Origin of the sequence: Acaryochloris sp. IP29b_bin.148 (genome assembly GCF_028285565.1) — a bacterium.
Lineage (GTDB): Bacteria > Cyanobacteriota > Cyanobacteriia > Thermosynechococcales > Thermosynechococcaceae > Acaryochloris.
The window spans coordinates 1-16,889 of sequence record NZ_JANQOY010000048.1; the positions used below are offsets into that span (position 1 = coordinate 1).

At 48.2% G+C, this 16,889-nt stretch carries 9 protein-coding genes; 4 read left to right on the forward strand and 5 right to left on the reverse strand.

Annotation, left to right across the window (positions count from 1 at the left end):
* Nucleotides 1-292: 292 nt before the first annotated feature.
* Together Q0986_RS05250 and Q0986_RS05255 are read right to left on the reverse strand one after the other, a co-directional pair.
* Nucleotides 293-1,033 carry a hypothetical protein gene (locus Q0986_RS05250; protein WP_299405274.1) on the reverse strand — a complete coding sequence of 247 codons (741 nt, stop codon included), beginning with the start codon at nt 1,031-1,033 and terminating at the stop codon, nt 293-295.
* 184 nt (nt 1,034-1,217) lie between these two features.
* A complete protein-coding gene (locus Q0986_RS05255; RefSeq protein ID WP_299405277.1) occupies nt 1,218-8,336 on the reverse strand; it encodes a choice-of-anchor I family protein in 7,119 nt (2,372 codons plus the stop codon).
* Nucleotides 8,337-9,411: 1,075 nt separating this feature from the next.
* On the opposite strand from Q0986_RS05255, the gene Q0986_RS05260 reads away from it, so the two are divergent.
* The 4 genes from Q0986_RS05260 to Q0986_RS05275 all read left to right on the forward strand — a co-directional run bounded on the left by Q0986_RS05260 (nt 9,412) and on the right by Q0986_RS05275 (nt 13,158).
* A complete protein-coding gene (locus Q0986_RS05260) occupies nt 9,412-10,380 on the forward strand; it encodes a sodium-dependent bicarbonate transport family permease (RefSeq protein WP_299405280.1) in 969 nt (322 codons plus the stop codon).
* A 4-nt stretch (nt 10,381-10,384) separates the two neighbouring features.
* Complete coding sequence (locus tag Q0986_RS05265; RefSeq protein WP_299405284.1) at nt 10,385-10,690, forward strand: P-II family nitrogen regulator; 306 nt, start codon at nt 10,385-10,387, stop codon at nt 10,688-10,690.
* Between the two features lie 368 nt (nt 10,691-11,058).
* A complete protein-coding gene (locus tag Q0986_RS05270; protein ID WP_299405287.1) occupies nt 11,059-12,288 on the forward strand; it encodes an LL-diaminopimelate aminotransferase in 1,230 nt (409 codons plus the stop codon).
* A gap of 18 nt (nt 12,289-12,306) precedes the next feature.
* Entirely contained in the window at nt 12,307-13,158 is an 852-nt protein-coding gene (locus Q0986_RS05275; protein ID WP_299405290.1) for a sulfurtransferase, read from the forward strand.
* Between the two features lie 164 nt (nt 13,159-13,322).
* On the opposite strand, the gene Q0986_RS05280 is transcribed toward Q0986_RS05275, so the two are convergent.
* The 3 genes from Q0986_RS05280 to Q0986_RS05290 form a co-directional block, all read right to left on the reverse strand.
* Nucleotides 13,323-14,216 (reverse strand): sulfotransferase, encoded by an 894-nt coding sequence (locus Q0986_RS05280; protein WP_299405294.1) that lies wholly within the window; start codon nt 14,214-14,216, stop codon nt 13,323-13,325.
* A gap of 631 nt (nt 14,217-14,847) precedes the next feature.
* A complete protein-coding gene (locus tag Q0986_RS05285) occupies nt 14,848-15,579 on the reverse strand; it encodes a class I SAM-dependent methyltransferase (RefSeq protein WP_299405299.1) in 732 nt (243 codons plus the stop codon).
* A 68-nt stretch (nt 15,580-15,647) separates the two neighbouring features.
* Nucleotides 15,648-16,844: a hypothetical protein gene (locus tag Q0986_RS05290; RefSeq protein ID WP_299405304.1), complete on the reverse strand. Its 1,197-nt coding sequence runs from the start codon at nt 16,842-16,844 to the stop codon at nt 15,648-15,650.
* Between the last annotated feature and the right edge of the window lie 45 nt (nt 16,845-16,889).

Here is a 16,889-nt window from a genome sequence, read left to right on the forward strand (position 1 = left end):
GTCAAGCTTCTACTACTTTGATATCCTGGTTATGCCTGAAGAGGATATGGTTCAGTTTTACGAAACTGAGATTCATAGTTTTGTCGGCAACATACCTAATAAATCATTGCAGCAGACGGCTGTAGCTGCCGCTGAACTCTAACCGTTCGAATAACGTTATGGATTGGTTTGTTTGGCGTCTGGCGATTCCTAAATGCCAAACGCCGATCTCTACTCTTGCCTAAAAAAGCCGTCAGCCCAACAGGTCGTATGGCCCCACTCAACCTATGCTTCTCTATCAGCGTGATGGATTTTAGATAACCATCTCATTTTCAAGATCAGGAGGGGCTACTGGAATCTCAGTGGTTGTATCAGAGACCTGGGTAGCTCCCAAAAAATGCTCATTAATCAGCTGCTGAAAGGTTTTCAGGGTAGACTGCCAAAGCTGGATTCGCTCCTTTACCCCCTGCACCCGCTGAAGACCGGCATCACCCCGGACAGGATAGTTGAAATTACCCGAAAACACGATGGCAGGAAGTATTTTCTCCTCTTTTGCCTTTAGCTGGGCTTCGTTAATGGCCAAGTTGAGCTGCCCTTGCTCCAGAACATAACTCAGCTGAATCGCTGCCTGAGCTGGAGCTTGGCCAAAATCTTGCCACGACCCAGGGGCAAATAGCTTCTGAAATAGAAAGTCATGGGCACCGCGCTCATTCTCTAAGAAAGGCACCAGACCTCTGGGATTAATCCCCACCGCTTGATACTCAGCATTGGGTAGTTTCTCTACAAACTTGGTGAGCATGGTATCGATCTGAAATGGAGGTGGGTCCTGCGTGGCGAGAATCTGAGAAAACGCCACGCGATTGGGCTGAGCGCTCACTCGAATCCCGTTGTTGTAGGTAATTTGAACATTGTTGTTGGTGAAAACAGGCTGCTGATCGTACTGCCAATCCGGCGGCACAATATCGCTATATTTCAAAAAATCGGGGTTGAGGATAGCAGGACTTAGGTTTTTAGCGGCGATGACAATACTAATTTCCTGAATGGATAAACTCATAGTTTTGGCCGTCCTCGTAACAGAAACATAGGCGAATTAGGAAAACCGGAAATTCCTCAAAACGAGAGAAAAATAGTCGACAATCGAAGCATGCGTCTATATTCAACACAATAATTTCCATACCTACCTTAAAGCCGTTCCTTCCCTTCTGCAAGGTAAAGGAACGGCCTCGCTAGCCTACCGTTTAGACAGAGAAATCAGCTTGAATATTCAGATCGGTTAGATCAGCCATGACACCTTGCAAAATCATCAGAGTTTGCTCGGAGCCCGTTAAGGAAAGGCGAGTATCACCATTTTCGGTGGTTGCACGCAGTTGTCCCAAGGTTAATCCTGCAGACAGGCCCAAGGTATCTGCATCAACATTGAAATCAAGGACGGTATCCGGTCCTTGATCAAGGCCCACGATAAAACAGTCTGCACCCCTGCCACCGATGAGTATATCTCTGCCATCTCCCCCGTCGAGGGTGTCATCGCCTGCCCCGCCAAAGAGTTGATCGCGGCCTAGGCGACCGGAAAGCAGGTCATTCCCTGCGCCACCAAAGAGATCATCCCTGCCCCGGCCTCCTTTGATAGTGTCATTACCAGCTCCCCCAAACAGTTGATCTGAGCCCCGATTGCCAGCGATAAAATCGTTGCCAGTGCCACCGAAAACGTCATCATTCCCTTTGCCGCCATTGATCGTATCGTTCCCTGCCCCTCCAAATAGTTGGTCTGGGCCTTGATTACCAGCAATCAGATCATTACCGCCTTTGCCCCAAATGATATCTGGGCCTTTAAGACCTCTAATTTGATCGTCATTCTCAGTTCCAAGCAGACTATCGCGACCGTTCGTACCTAAAATTTCCTCGAGAACAGGGGGCTGATCGTCGATAACAGTATCGTCTCGGACAGTTAGGTTTTGAATGCGAGTGTCCTCTACTGGGGCCGTTTCAACTGTACTAAAGGTGGGTGTTGCGGCATCCGTATCGGCAGGGAAGTTGATTGCCAAGTACTCTGCCAAGGCATCCTGCTCGGTTCCAGGATCTGCAAAGGTTGCTTCCCCCTCCTCACTCAGAACGTCGGGTAGATCCACTCGATTGGCATCTGGTCCGGTGGGAAAGGGATACTCATCTCCTCCCTCTGCAAGGAAGTTGAGGGTGACGATGCGGAAGGTGCGGCTGGCATCACCGACGAGTTCACCTGCTTGAACCACAACGTCCACATCGTTGCCCTCTTCATCTGTAATGGCCAGAGACTGGATGCGATCGCCCGCTGGCGCATTGGGGGCAAAACTAAACTGAATGCCAGAAACCTGCGGGAACTGGCCGGGGGTCTCACCAGGGCCTGTGGCTGCAACACTATGCTCAATCACCGCCAGCAGCTCTGCTGGGGTCAACGTCAACAGCGTTAGGCTGTTATTGAAGCTTAAGGTGTTGGCAATATCCGTCTCCGAAATTCCCCCTGCGGGTTTGACAAGATTGCCATCGGCATCAAAGACCGCTTCAGTCGGTAATTCTTCCGGGTCACCCGTTCCACCTGGGGGAACAATCACTTGGCCAATATCATCGCGGATGCCTCCCCCGTTTTTGAGTGAAATAACCACGGAGCTATCGAAGGACTTGGCAAGTGCCAAGTTTGCATCTGCGGTGAGGTTTCCAAGGTTCGTCTCTTCCGTGCGCACACGTTCACGGCGACCGTCTAAATAGACCTCACTGAGGCCGAAGACATTGCTTTCCTTGGCGACAATCACCTCACGTAACTGATCCACAATCCCTTGAATCTCGGGATCTACTAAGCCCTCGGCATTAAGGTCAGCCACGCCCTGGTCGTCCGTTGCGTAGGCACCGCTGACCTCAGGATCATAGCTTGCAGGGATAACGTGACCCTGTTCGTCGAATTCAATCACCAAGCGACCGACATACTTGTAGTTGCCATCGGTATTGATAATCGCCACTGGATGACCATTGGCATCGGTTGTGAACAGAGGATACTCCCCTTGAGCCGTATCACCATCCCGAAGGCGATCATTTTCATCGATGAGCCGTGTATTTGAGCCACCCGCCATCACAATATCGACGTTCTGAAGGCGAGTGGCTAGGGCCTGCTCAATGGAAATCTGCTGCATATGGGATAACAGCACCACCTTATCAATCTCAGGGTTAGCCGCTAGCAAGGCATCGACATCAGCTTGAATTTCGGCTGCCAGAGCATCTAGTTGTTCTGGGGTCGGGTCTCCCTCAAAGTCGCCCGGCAGCACGGTGACATCACCAGGACTCGAAATACTGGTGAGGGTGGGGGTGGTTGCACCCACAACCCCGATCTGCTCACCATTAACTTCTATGACTGTGCTAGCCGCTAAGCTGTTGGCTTGAGGCGCTTGGGCATCTTCAACCACTAATCCCGCTAGATTGGCATCAGTGCTGAAGTCTAGATTGGCGCTCAGATAGGGGAATGCCGTCCCAGCAAAAGACTCATCAACGTCTGGTGTGGTTGGGTCATCTTCCGCCCCACCAATCAGATCCGCCAACAGCTCGGTCCCCAGATCAAACTCATGGTTACCCAGGCCGATCGCCTGGAAACCCAGCTCATTTTGAATCAAAATATCGGCTCGACCCGCTCCACCCAAGACGTCTTCAGAGGCGCTGAAAAAAAGTCCCGGAATGATAGCATCTCCTGACGACAGCACTACAGTGTTATCGGGTTCACCATCGTCGCCGAGATCCTGGGCTTTAAGGGCGTTGAGCACCGCCGAGAAGTTGGGGATATCGTCTAGGGCCGGAATGCCAGCTTCTTGGTCGGCAGTGTGAAGGATTTCCAGGGTAAAGGGGCTGTCGGTCCCTTCGCCTGCAATGTTAAACCGTCCCACAATTGGCTCATGATCGCTGGCGACCACGGTGTTATCAAACTCGACCGCGCTATCGTCACGGGTAAAGTCGGTATTGACGTGAACAATATCAAACTCAGCGCCCTCCAACAGTGAGTCGGTGACGAACAGATGGTCCAGCACCTGACTGTTGCCATTGAAGATAAAGGTGTAGGCATCCCCCTCTGCCTCCGCTTGGGGAACCAGATTGGTCAGAACCTGCTCGTCCCCAGTTCCGGGCAAAATTTCGGCAATCTCATCCGTAAATTGGAAGGTATTCAGATCACCTGCAACGATAATATTGGCATCGGGATTGTCTGCCAGTTGGGAATCAACAAACTCATTTATAGCTAAAGCCTGTGCTGCTCTGGCGTCCTCACCTGCCTGCACAAAAGGCTGAGGGCCACCAAAAACGGGCGTAGAGCCAAATCGAGAGGAGAAGTGGTTATTGACCACAGCAACGGTTTGACCGTTGAATTCAAAATTGGCCAGTAGTGGGCTACGGCTCCCATCAAAGGCATCGGGATTGCTCACCCCGGCCTCTGCCAATACGTCTGGAGAAAGCAACGTCAAAGTGGTGTCGTCAATGCTGACCCGATCGGGATTAAACAGAAATGCATTGCGGATATTACCGCCAGGTTGCCCGCCAAAAGCCCCATCAACGTGTGTATTGACCGTGCGGAACTCGTAGGTGGGGCCACCCGCTGCTGCGATCACATCCACCACAGTCTGCAGCGTCTGATCCGCATCTAGCGTGCCATCATCAATGCTCCCGGAGTTATCTTGAATCTCCTGCAGAGCAATAATATCCGGTGCCTGTAAGTGATTGACAATCTGCTGTGCTAGCCGATCAAACTGATCGTTATTTCCTGGCGTCGCATCACCATCGGACGGGTCTAGATTAAGGACGTTATAGCTAGCCACCGTGAGCTGACTATCTGTACCGATGAGCTCGGTCGCCTCTTGCTCCAAGCCACCAGGAGCCACCGTAATCGGATCGGTGACATTGACTTCAAAGTTGCCAAAGCTGTAGCCCACGACTCCCGTTACATCCCCCAACTGATCGCCCACATTTAAGGCTGGGGGGATATCTTGGCCAGAAAGGGTGGGGTCAAACTGGATTTGCACAATTTCAGGATTTTGATCGCCCGTGTTCTCCAGCCCGGAATCCAGGTTAATGCCGCCCCGTGCATTCAGCGGATCATCAGACGTCGCCCCTTGGTTAGGCAAGGTAAACGCTTCAGCAGAGTTGGTACTGAAGACCCGAGTGGGAGAGACCGCCACGGCATCTTCAATCGTGACCCGTTGACCTTCTAAACTTTCGTAGAAATCAATCGCATCATTCTCAGGGTCAAACTCACCTGGCTGTTCTTGCAAGTTGACAGGTAGCTCATCCTCACTAATCACCGTCGTATTAGAGGGTAAGCGTCCCGCCTCGCCAATCACGACTGCTTCAGGTAGGGCATTACCGCTGGACAAAACCGTGGTATCAGAAATATTACTCAGTTGGGTCACGGATAGATTCCCCGTGTCAGCCCCTCCTGGAATAAACTCTGAAACCTCGCCTGTTAACGCTAGTTCATCGCCAATGCCGAATTCGGGTGCCTCGCCCGTAAACACAAAGATGCCGTCGGAGGTATTATCGTTACCGTCCCCTTCACTGTCTTGAAGGTAAAAGCCGTTAAAGGCGATCGCAGTCACAATACCGGTGGTGCTGACCATCTGCCCTGTAAACGGAGACAGATGCCCTTCTCCCTGAATATCGTAAATCTTTAAGGGAGGCGTAAATTCGAACACTCCGACTGTGCTGCTTTCTTCGTTGGTAACGACTAGCAAATTGCGACCGTTGGGACTGTCTTCAGCAGAGATAAAGGTTAACCCCTCTGGTGCAATATCTTCATCACTGCGGATATATTGCAGAAATTCAGGTTGGGTGGGCGTACTCACGTCATAGACCAGAACGCCGCCCCCCGCTCGTTCTAGGCCAATAAAGGCATAGGTCCGGGATCCGACAACGCCAACCGTAACGGCTTCGGGTTCTGCGCCTTTATTATCAGAGCGGGAGTCAAACGCTTCTGGATCGCCATCATCGGCATTGAATAATTCAGGAGTTTGCGCTGCGGTAATCCGGGCAATTTGATCGCCACTATCGAACACCTGATTGCCCACCGCATCCCAAATGGAAAAGGAGCGACCGCCATAGGAAAAAAGCTGGTCATAATCTCCGTCACCATCTAGGTCACCGTCAATGGTGGACACCTGCAAACGACCTAAGTTCTCGTCTTGCTGCAATGTCTCCGCATCCGGGAAGGCATCCGGGTCTAGCGCTAATTCACTAATGCGCGCATCTTCATCGCGGGCATCCCCTTCATTGGCGGTGATGTAGTAGGTTTGGCCATTGACTTCGTAGGATGCGATCGCATCGGGCTGATACAGCCCAAAAACCGGATGGTTCTGGAGATTAATGCCGCCGTCTTCATCGCTCGGATCCAGCCTGTTCCCCTCTCCAAAATCAATAAAGCCAAGTGTGGTCGGTGTGGGATCGGGGTTGAGCAGAGCACTGCCATCTAAAGGGATGTCTCCTTCGGTCAGACCAAAGTCATTATCATTGAGAACGGCTAAGGAACCGTCTGGCAAGAGGGCCAAGCCTTCGGGTTTATCGCCTGCAAGATAGCCCAACGAAGGCAGATTAGTGACCTTCCGTTTATGGACGGTTTGAATCCCAAAAGCTGCTAAATCATCAGCAGTTTGCTGTTCTAGGGTCTGATCGCCAAAGACATCTAGTCCCAAGACATTGGTTGCCCCCTGAAGATTGATCTCAAACACAAACTTCTTAGCGGTGTCACCGACCGCAGAGTCTCGCTCAATCACGAAAAATTTACCGTCCCCGGCGTAAACGGCATCGCCAATCTTGTCCACGCGACCACCATCTCGGACAGCCGGATCCTCTAGCAGATACACATATTCAGACACAGGCTGCCCTGTGGTGGTATCGATACCCAGAATTCGAATCACATCGGAGTTGTCAGAGGTATCGCGATCAGGATTCGCTAAGGGGGTCTGAATAAAGGCGTAGAGAATACCCGCCTCTGCATCTAAGGCGACGGCTTCAAACCCTCGATTGCGACGGCGATTAATATAATCATGCGGTAGCGTTTCCTTGCCAAAGGTTCCCTCCGCCTGATCGACTTGAGCCGCAGTCCCTTCAGGCACGTAGCGATTGAGGAGGACTCCCGTAGGGGAGAACTGATAAATGGCCGGACGATACTCATCCACCATCCAGAAGTTGCCATCGGCATCGGTCAAAATTCCCTCAAAATCACCGCCAAAGGGATCTAACGGTAGAGGGTTACCCGATAAATCTACCGGTTGCTCATCAATGTCCTCATTGTCCAGATTCGAACGACCTGTGATCGGTGTAATGCCATCTCCCTGTCGCAGAAAGATATCTTTAGTAATCGCCACCTGGCTGCGATCAGGAGTGACCTCTAGCTTGACAATCCGAGCTTGGTAGTCCGGTAAAGCAAAGGGCCGCTCATTAATGCCATCCGCATCAACATTGAGTGTGTCAGGATTGGGACCGCGATCGGGAATGGTGTAGAAAATCAGGTTACCTGAATCCGCATCGGTGCCGCCAAACCATAGACCGGATAGTCCGCCCAGCTGAATCTGATCGCCAGCAGCGGTCACACCCAGCAGCGGTCGTTCGACATTGAGCTGCGTCAGTTCGGCTGGCCCCTGGCTGAAATCCTTTACACCCAGCGGTAGAATATCCTGCACGGTTTCGGAGGCCAGATCCACCACGGCCACCGCATTATTTTCTTGTAGAGTCACAAAGGCGGTGGTGCCATCGGGAGACACAGAGATATACTTAGGTTCCACATCTTGAGCCACGCGCTGGTCTGGAAAAATCCGGACGCCTTTGGCGCGAAGTTCGGCCTCTCGGCCATTAAAGGCTTCAAAACCGACCGTCGTGACGTTATCTGGGGCTAAGGTCTCAATACCACCGGCTAAATCAATGATGCTAATTGAACCCGCTGGGTTAATACCGTCCTCCGGTTCTCCCTCATTGGCCACCAGGACCTTCATGCCATCGGGGGTAAAAGTTAATTGATCGGGAAGAGACCCCACGCGGACATTGGCGAGGATATCCCCCTCTGCATTGAGAAAGACAACGTGACCTGCATTCGTGGGTGGATCGGCTGCGATCGCAACGGCAATCAAACTCTCGTGAATAGCGACGCTGTTAGCCCCGCCCCCAAAGGGGGATAAATCAATCGGTTCCAGTGCAATCGGCGTATCCGGGTTGCTCAGATCAACCCCTTGTAATTCTGTTTCACCAGACACCACAAATAACCGTTGTGATGCCACATCAAAAGCATTAATTTCTGCCCCATTCTCTAGGGTGAGACCACTAATTTTGCGTAAAGGACCATCAGCAGCAGCGAGAGAAGTAGCCATGAGCATTCCTAAACCAACAACAAAACGAACCTGAGGATCTCAGGCCAAAACATAAAACCTAAGCGCAGCAAAGGATCCACTGCACGGTTCACAACAAACAACGTCATAAATGAAGAAACTTGATTCTTCGTTGTGCGTCAACGCTTTCCCCCAACGAAGAATCAGGCCAGTGAGAAGCACCTCCACTGCGGTAGAAGCACTTCAGCCAGAGTCCCAGAGAGACGTAAAAATAAGCTAAAAGAGAGTTTAAGAGCAGATTGTCGTTAGGTTAAGATCAGCTCATGTTGCTGTCATCAACGATGCATCTCAAACAATGTCGTAATGTAATACTTGCCAAGCTCATCGCGATAGGGGTGATTATTAGCAAGTAAATATTTGAATTTAGGCAATATTCTGAATTTATTTGGTCCTTCAATACAAACACCTTGGCAAGCGTTTAGGTGGCGACAAGATCTTTAACAAAGAATTAATAATTAGAGCAATAGATATTGCCTTTGAGAATTTTATTTTACTAGCAGTATTCGCTGCTTAATCAATCCTTGATATTCAAAAAAATAGTGATATAAGTGAGCCTCTTAATATCAATAAAATCAATTATTTAGATGGGCTTTACGCATTATTTTTTCTTTTCGGATGGAGGAGAATGGATAGCCCCTTCGATCCCCAGATATCAGTTATTGATCCCCAGGCATCAGTCTCATCCCTAAAATCAATAATTATTAAGATCAAGGTCGTCAAATGAATACAGCTTCCTGATTCACGGATAATTTAGAGAGCTAACGCAATATAACAACTTTGTTAAATGCTGATTCATCTATTTTAACTATTTTTGATATATCCTTAAAACGCGAGATTTTATGATTGAATCTAGGTTTGCCTGTTTAGAGTGTTGAAGCGTTGACTAGTATCCTAGTCAGCCTAATTTTCTGTATGAATAGATACATCTTTAGCTATAAATTGAATCATCTCTGAATACATTGACATCCGGTAACTGTCCGCGATAAACAAGGGTTTGATCAATAAATAATCTCCAGATAGTTTTTGTGTTTTTGCTGCTGCATCGGGAGGGATCTCTGTGGACGTTAGCCTCATCATCTCCAATATTCTCAATCCACCTGTGCTGTTTTTCTTCTTAGGGATGACGGCTGTTTTCGTTCAGTCTGACTTAGAAATACCAGCTCCAATTCCGAAGCTCTTTTCGTTGTATCTATTATTTGCGATTGGCTTTAAAGGCGGGGTGGAACTCGTTAAAAGTGGGATTACCCAAGACGTAATGTTAACGTTAGCGGCTGCCATATTTATGGCCTGCATGGTGCCGCTGTACACCTTCTTTATTCTCAAAATCAAGCTGGGCAATTATGATGCGGCTGCGATCGCAGCCACCTATGGCTCCATTAGCGCCGTTACCTTTATTACCGCCAGTGCCTTCTTAACAGAGCTAGATATTGCTTTTGACGGCTTTATGGTCGCTGCCCTGGCCTTAATGGAATCCCCAGCCATTATCGTGGGACTGATTCTCGTCAATCTGTTTGCCGCTGAACGAGACCAAGACGTTGAATGGTCAGAGGTCTTAAAAGAGGCCTTCCTCAACAGTTCAGTCTTTCTACTCGTCGGTAGTTTACTGATCGGTGTCTTAACGGGCGAACATGGCTGGGAAGTCCTAGAACCCTTTACTCAAGGTCTGTTCTATGGTGTTCTCACCTTTTTCCTCCTCGACATGGGGTTAGTGGCTGCTCGAAGAATTAAAGACTTGCAAAAAACTGGGGTGTTTCTAGTAGGGTTTGCCATACTGATACCAATTGTGAATGCCGGAATTGGGTTAGTGATTGCCAAATTTATTGGCATGTCCGTTGGCAATGCGCTCTTGTTTTCCGTCCTTTGTGCCAGTGCTTCTTATATTGCAGTTCCAGCCGCCATGCGGATGACTGTTCCTGAAGCGAATCCGAGCCTCTATGTCTCAACAGCCTTAGCAGTGACATTCCCGTTCAATATTATTGTCGGAATTCCCCTGTACCTTGCTGGAATTGAGTTTTTATGGAGTTAAAAGCATGCGACCTGTTAAAAAAATAGAAATCATTGCCAATTCCTTTGAACTCGGTAAAATTCTCGATGCTTTGGATAAATCTGGGGTTCATGGTCATGCTGTCATTCATAACGTCGAGGGTAAAGGCTTACGCGGCAACACGGAAGACCTCGACCACATTATGCTGGACAACGTCTATATCCTGGCTTTCTGTACCCCTGATATTTTGCAATCCGTTGTGGACAATATCCGCCCCCTTCTAAATAAATTTGGTGGCACCTGTTACGTCACAGATACCCAAGAAATTCGATCGGTTCGTTGCCTGTCTTAAACTGAGTTGCTATCTCGTTGATACTGTGATCATAAACATAATAAAAACTGCGCTAGATCGGCCACTCACTCCATCAGTTTATTAAAAAAATCTGCTATTAAATAAAGTTCAGTATTTTTACGGTGAAAGAAGCCTCATAAACAAGAGAACATGAACGAAAGAAATTCTCTAGAGGGCTAGAAAAATGCCTGAAAAATTCTTTAACCACTGTCTTCATATTGGATTGTGGTTATGTGTCGCGTCATTGGCTTTGCCTCTGATCGGTCGACTGTAAACCCACGTTTAGAATTGCCGATTGAGCAAAATCTCATCAGTAGAACGGTAACCTTCGCAGTAAGCTGGTTGAGAGTGTTCATCGCTAAGACAACATGGCAACGATTAACGACAATTATTTAAAGCTCAAAGCAGGTTATTTATTTCCCGAGATTGGTCGCCGAGTCAGCGCATTTGCTGAGGCCAATCCCGATGCACCGATTATCAAGCTTGGTATTGGGGACGTGACAGAACCCCTACCCGAAGCCTGCCGCAGTGCCATGGTCACCGCCGTTGAAGATATGGGCAATCGAGAGTCCTTCAAAGGCTATGGTCCTGAGCAAGGCTATGGCTGGTTACGAGAAAAAATTGCAGCCCATGATTTCCAGTCACGGGGTTGTGACGTGGATGCTGGAGAGATTTTTATTTCTGACGGTTCCAAGTGTGACTGCGGCAATATTCTCGATATTTTTGGCGATAACAACACCATTGCCGTCACCGATCCGGTGTATCCCGTTTATGTCGATACCAACGTTATGGCTGGACATACGGGTCCCTGCAATGCCCAGGGCGAATATGAAGGACTCACCTATTTACCGATTAATGCAGGCAATAACTTCACCGCTCAAATCCCTAGCCAGAAGGTGGATTTGATCTATCTCTGTTTCCCCAATAACCCCACCGGGGCAGTGGCCAGCAAGAGTCATCTGCAAGATTGGGTGAACTATGCCAAATCCCACGGCTCCATCATTCTGTTTGATGCCGCCTATGAAGCCTTTATTACCGATCCTGAGATTCCCCACTCCATTTATGAGATTGAGGGAGCCAGAGACTGTGCGATTGAGTTTCGTTCCTTCTCTAAAAACGCCGGATTTACCGGAACTCGCTGTGCCCTGACGGTTGTGCCCAAAACCTTAACGGCTAAAGCAGCAGATGGCTCCGATGTCGAACTCTGGAAGCTGTGGAACCGTCGCCAATCCACCAAGTTTAATGGGGTGTCCTATATCGTTCAGCGCGGTGCTGAAGCCGTCTATTCCGAAGCGGGTCAGGCCCAAACCCAAGGTCTAATCAGCTTCTATTTGGAAAATGCCAAAATTATTCGCGAGAAATTAACAGCTGCTGGACTACAAGTGTTTGGCGGCGTCAATGCGCCCTATGTCTGGGTGCAAACGCCCAATGGTATCTCTAGCTGGGACTTTTTCGATCAGTTGTTAAACAAAACCAACGTGGTCGGTACCCCTGGATCCGGCTTTGGCGCAGCGGGTGAAGGTTACTTCCGAATCTCAGCCTTTAATAGCCGAGCCAATGTTGAAGAAGCCATGCGGCGAATTACAGCAAACCTCTAAGGAATTGGGTCTGGACCAATGGCACATGTCGGGAATGTGGTCTCACCGCAATGGCTGCATGAGCATCTTCATGATGCGCAGGTAGTGATTGTGGACTGTCGATTTGCTCTCAGCACCCCTCAGCAAGGGCGAGAGCAATACCAAGCAGGTCATATTCCCGGTGCCTATTATCTAGATTTGAATCAGGATTTATCGTCCCCTGTGCAAACTCATGGGGGACGCCATCCTTTGCCCAATTCGTCTCAATTTGCAGCGAAGCTCTCCCAGATGGGCATTACTTCAGAGACCTGGGTGGTGGCCTATGACGATAGTCGGCAAGCCTTTGCTTCACGACTCTGGTGGTTACTGCGCTATCTCGGTCATAAGAAAGTGGCCGTTTTGGACGGAGGATGGGCAGCCTATCAGGCCCACTATTCTGTCATCACTGATATTCCTGAAGTCCGATCAGGAAAATTTCAAGCAAGCCCTAATCCTAGTCAAGTCGTAGATATTCAGACGGTCAAAGCCCACAAAGATCAACCCAACGTGACGGTGGTAGACTCCCGTGCCTATAAGCGTTATCTCGGCAATCATGAACCCATTGATCCTGTCGCAGGCCATATTCCAGGAGCCGTCAATTATCCCTGGCAAGCCGTGACAGATGAGCAAGGTTATTTACTGCCTATCTCTAAGTTGCAAGCTCACTATGCTGACTTAGAGAATGTTGACGAAGTGATTGTCTATTGTGGTTCAGGGGTAACTGCTTGCGTAAACCTGTTAGCGCTAGACATAGCAGGCGTTACTAGTGGCAAACTCTATGCCGGAAGTTGGAGTGATTGGTGCTCTTATCCCCTTGATCACCAGATGGAAGCCCAAATTTCACAATGTTAGCGTTGAGCTTTTCAATCAACCTTGTCTCATTCCATATACTTCCGTCGAACTCAAGCCGTAACGATTATACTCTGTTGATCAGAGCGGCTGAAGCTCTTGTGTCTGTGGCGATGATTCGACTGCTAGCTGAAGAATATTAACAACTTCTCACACAGCCCCTGGGCTTATTGGCTGTTGCTCCAGTGACTCAGATCTCTGTTGATAAGCTTTTCAAGCTCCTGATTATGAGGTCGAAAAAAATCAACCAATTCAGATTTGACGGCCGGTTGCATTTCTGGGATTTCAAACGACTCTTCATTCATCTTCTGAATGTAGTTCCTAACGGAACGAAGATAAGTTACTGGAACTATTTTTTTCAGGAAAGACTTACCTATCCCATCTGACTTCAGCGTTTTAGACAAGAACTCTGACTTAGCTTTTTTTGCTTGGTTATTTTTACTTTTAACTTCAATTTTTAACGAGTTGTCGACTCCGATAAAAGATAGCAAATCAGGAAAAATAGACTCACTTGTAGCGGTCAGATCTTCGAGCAATAGGGTATAAACATTTTCTGAACCAAAGACCTCATGAAGATTCTTAATCTGATGATGATATAGTCCTCTATCACGATAAAGGCAATGGGCGCTTTTCAAGTCATTTTGCGTTTTACGATAAGACTCAAGTTCCAGGGCTTTTGCAAAAGAATCCACTGTTTCATAACCTACACGTCGCATATACCAATAAGCTGAATAAGCTCTAGAAACCGGATTGCGGAGGATTACAATGATTTTGCAGTTAGGATTATGTTCATACAGTCGCTGCATAGCATGCTTAAAATACATGATCCCTACACTTTTACCCATAATGAATTCTGTATTTACAGAGTCAGCTGGGAAGTATTGATCCACAGCATGTTTATAGCCACGTTGATATTCTTCACTATTCACAAAAAATGTCATTTCCATTTGTTTGTGCGTTGTAATCTGTGGGTGCTGAGCCAGATATTTCGCGAGGGAAGTGGTGCCTGACTTTTGAGCACCTGCAATCATGACATCAATTAATCGACTATTATTATTCATTATTATCTAAGGCCATATGTGACTTTCTGCAAATTTTTGATATTGTGTTGTTGATGATTATAAGCTCCAGCTATAGGGAGCGAGAAACTAGTAGTTTTAGTGATTTAGTTTCACATCAATTTATCTACTAAAATCGTCTCATAGAAGTGGCAGAATAGTTCACTGAGTATGTTTGCAAATGAAGTTAAAATGTACTGATCGAATGTAGTTTTAGCCTAAACTTTTGTACTTATCCTGCAATTCTGAAATTAGATTTCAGAATTAAATTGAGAACATCATTTGTTAATGTATAGGTAGTAGATGTTTTTTATTTCTGGCTAAAAAATTCTATCAAATGAGCTTGGAGGAGAGCATGTCATCTTTACAAATATATGAATTGTGAGTCCAAAATTCTTATTCCTAGAAGGAAAGTTAGTAAAACATTTTGGACTTAATATTACAAGTGGCATTCTCTCAATATTATCTAACCGTTGGAGGCCATTTCATTAATGTGCTAATCGTTCAACTCCCAGTTGTTATCAGAAGCTTGTGTGTTGGGGAGTATGAGACCTTATCTCCATTCGGCGCACACAAGTCAGTTGTAGGCTGCAAGGAATGACGGCATCATCTTTGGCGACCTTCGTTTGCTGGGTTAGCGTTTACAGGCAATGACTGCCTTGCGAGCGATGGGGAGTTGGAACGGGCCGTAGTGATCTAAAACTTGGACTTGAAATCCGATTTGTTGCAATTGTGTCGCTATCTCTGCAGAATCATAAAGCTGCTGCTTGTGAACTTCCTCGACTTTTCGGTAGAATGACCCATCCTGGCGAAACGTTATGATCCGACGGGTCAGTGTCATAGATGACAGATCCTCATATTTTTCCACTAAGACAACCCAATCTTCCCCTTCCCTAAAGCTTTGACTGATTGTTTCTGGGGGCACTTGTCCCGGTTCCACAATATCAAATATAAAGAGTCCCCCTGAAGTCAAGGCGGCGAAGATGCGCTGAAAGACAGGGACTAAGCGAGACGTGTTGCGATCGCTATCAAACAAATAATTCAGGACTTCTCCAATCGCCGTCACCGCTTGACAGGCTGGAATCGGAGTTGTGAATATAGAGTCCACGCGAAATTCAGCTTGGGGAATTCGGGTACGGGCCAGCTCAATCATGGCCTCTGATAGATCAACGCCGAACACTTGATAGTCTGCTTGACAGAGATACTCTGCCCAAATCCCGCTTCCGCAACCTAGATCGACCACTAATCCAGAAGAAAGATGATGGGACTGAAGTTGTGCCAATAGGGCTGGAGCAGCCTGGTGGGCATAATCTCCAAACCCCACATCGTGAATATAGGCCAGGTCGGGCTGATACCAATGGGACATGGTTCACAAGGGACTCGATATTTTATATCTTAGTCTCCTTTCCCAGAGGCCAAATTGATACGAGGTGCTTAAGAACGGGCGACTTTGATCCGAAATAAGCGGTTGATGCCATAGACAATCCACGGCCAATATCGGTACATTCCCCAGGCCATAAGTGGCGTCAGCATCGTCGCCAACAGCATGATACTGGCCGTTGCGGTTAAATCCACTTGGAAGACATCACGGGCAATACGCACTAAATCATGGTCAATCACTCCCCCTTTACCCTGCTCATAAAGGGCGCGGGCAGCAGAGTCAAACATTAACCGCCAACTGAACTGAAGATCGTAAATCGTCATATAGGCGGCCAGCATTGCATATAGTGGACGTTCAATGGCATAGCGACAGCCGTAGCCACTGATCGCTCTGACCAGGAAAATTCCTACAAACAGCAGTTCAAAGCCATGCCCCATCGACACCACTAGAAACTCATGGATGCCCGTAAAGGCACACAAAGTATAGGCCATCACCACGCCCAACAACACCCGAGCCGTCAAATAGTTGTTCCAGTAAATATAAAATAGGCACCCGAATCCACCATAAATCAGACCGATCAAAAACGGCATACGTGAAGTCTGAACTGTTACCCCTCCCCCATGCATAAAGTCAAAGGCGGGAATAGCAGGATACCCAAAGATCCAATTGGTGAGGGTATGCCCTAACTCATGCACCAGCGTAATCAGGGGACTGAGGAGAAAGGTGACCTGCTGTGAGGCTAAGACTAAAAAGGCGAGACCGCAACCGGCTGCGATCGCATTCCACCCTGCTCGATCAATGGTTTGAGGGACCCAAGATAGGGAATCTAGCGCCTCTGTTTGTCCAAAGACGACCTGACTGACCACGGGGCGTTGCCACAGGGTTCCCCGCGCCGCCTGCTGCACCGTTGGCATATGTTCATCTGCCCCCGTTAGACTTAACTGCCAGCACCAAGACGCTTCTTGAGCTTGAACTTCTTGTCCAGAAATCCAGAGCGTTTCGATTCCGGACAGGGACCATTGTTCCACTTCCCGACTACAGAGCATCACTGCACTCTTTTCATCTGGAGAGATACTGGCTTGCAGATAAACATGGAGGTCCAGCTCATCTACCCAAACCTCAGCGTCAATCTGTTTATGGGCTAAGGCGTGGTTTAGGAGCTGCGCCATTGCCTCTGGGCAACCTTGGGCTGCAGCGTGTCTTAACTGACAAAGAGCGGCAGAAGACTGAAGGTCATCGTTGGCGAACATCGGTGCTCACAAAATACTGACTCTAGTATTCCCGTGAATCCGTAT

What these genes read in the sequence shown, in the direction of transcription:
- Q0986_RS05285 (WP_299405299.1), bottom strand. Translation starts at nt 15,579, where the DNA reads ATGTCCCATTGGTATCAGCCCGACCTGGCCTATATTCACGATGTGGGG.
- Q0986_RS05270 (WP_299405287.1), top strand. Translation starts at nt 11,059, where the DNA reads ATGGCAACGATTAACGACAATTATTTAAAGCTCAAAGCAGGTTATTTA.
- Q0986_RS05280 (WP_299405294.1), bottom strand. Translation starts at nt 14,216, where the DNA reads ATGAATAATAATAGTCGATTAATTGATGTCATGATTGCAGGTGCTCAA.
- Q0986_RS05275 (WP_299405290.1), top strand. Translation starts at nt 12,307, where the DNA reads ATGGCACATGTCGGGAATGTGGTCTCACCGCAATGGCTGCATGAGCAT.
- Q0986_RS05255 (WP_299405277.1), bottom strand. Translation starts at nt 8,336, where the DNA reads ATGGCTACTTCTCTCGCTGCTGCTGATGGTCCTTTACGCAAAATTAGT.
- Q0986_RS05290 (WP_299405304.1), bottom strand. Translation starts at nt 16,844, where the DNA reads ATGTTCGCCAACGATGACCTTCAGTCTTCTGCCGCTCTTTGTCAGTTA.
- Q0986_RS05265 (WP_299405284.1), top strand. Translation starts at nt 10,385, where the DNA reads ATGCGACCTGTTAAAAAAATAGAAATCATTGCCAATTCCTTTGAACTC.
- Q0986_RS05250 (WP_299405274.1), bottom strand. Translation starts at nt 1,033, where the DNA reads ATGAGTTTATCCATTCAGGAAATTAGTATTGTCATCGCCGCTAAAAAC.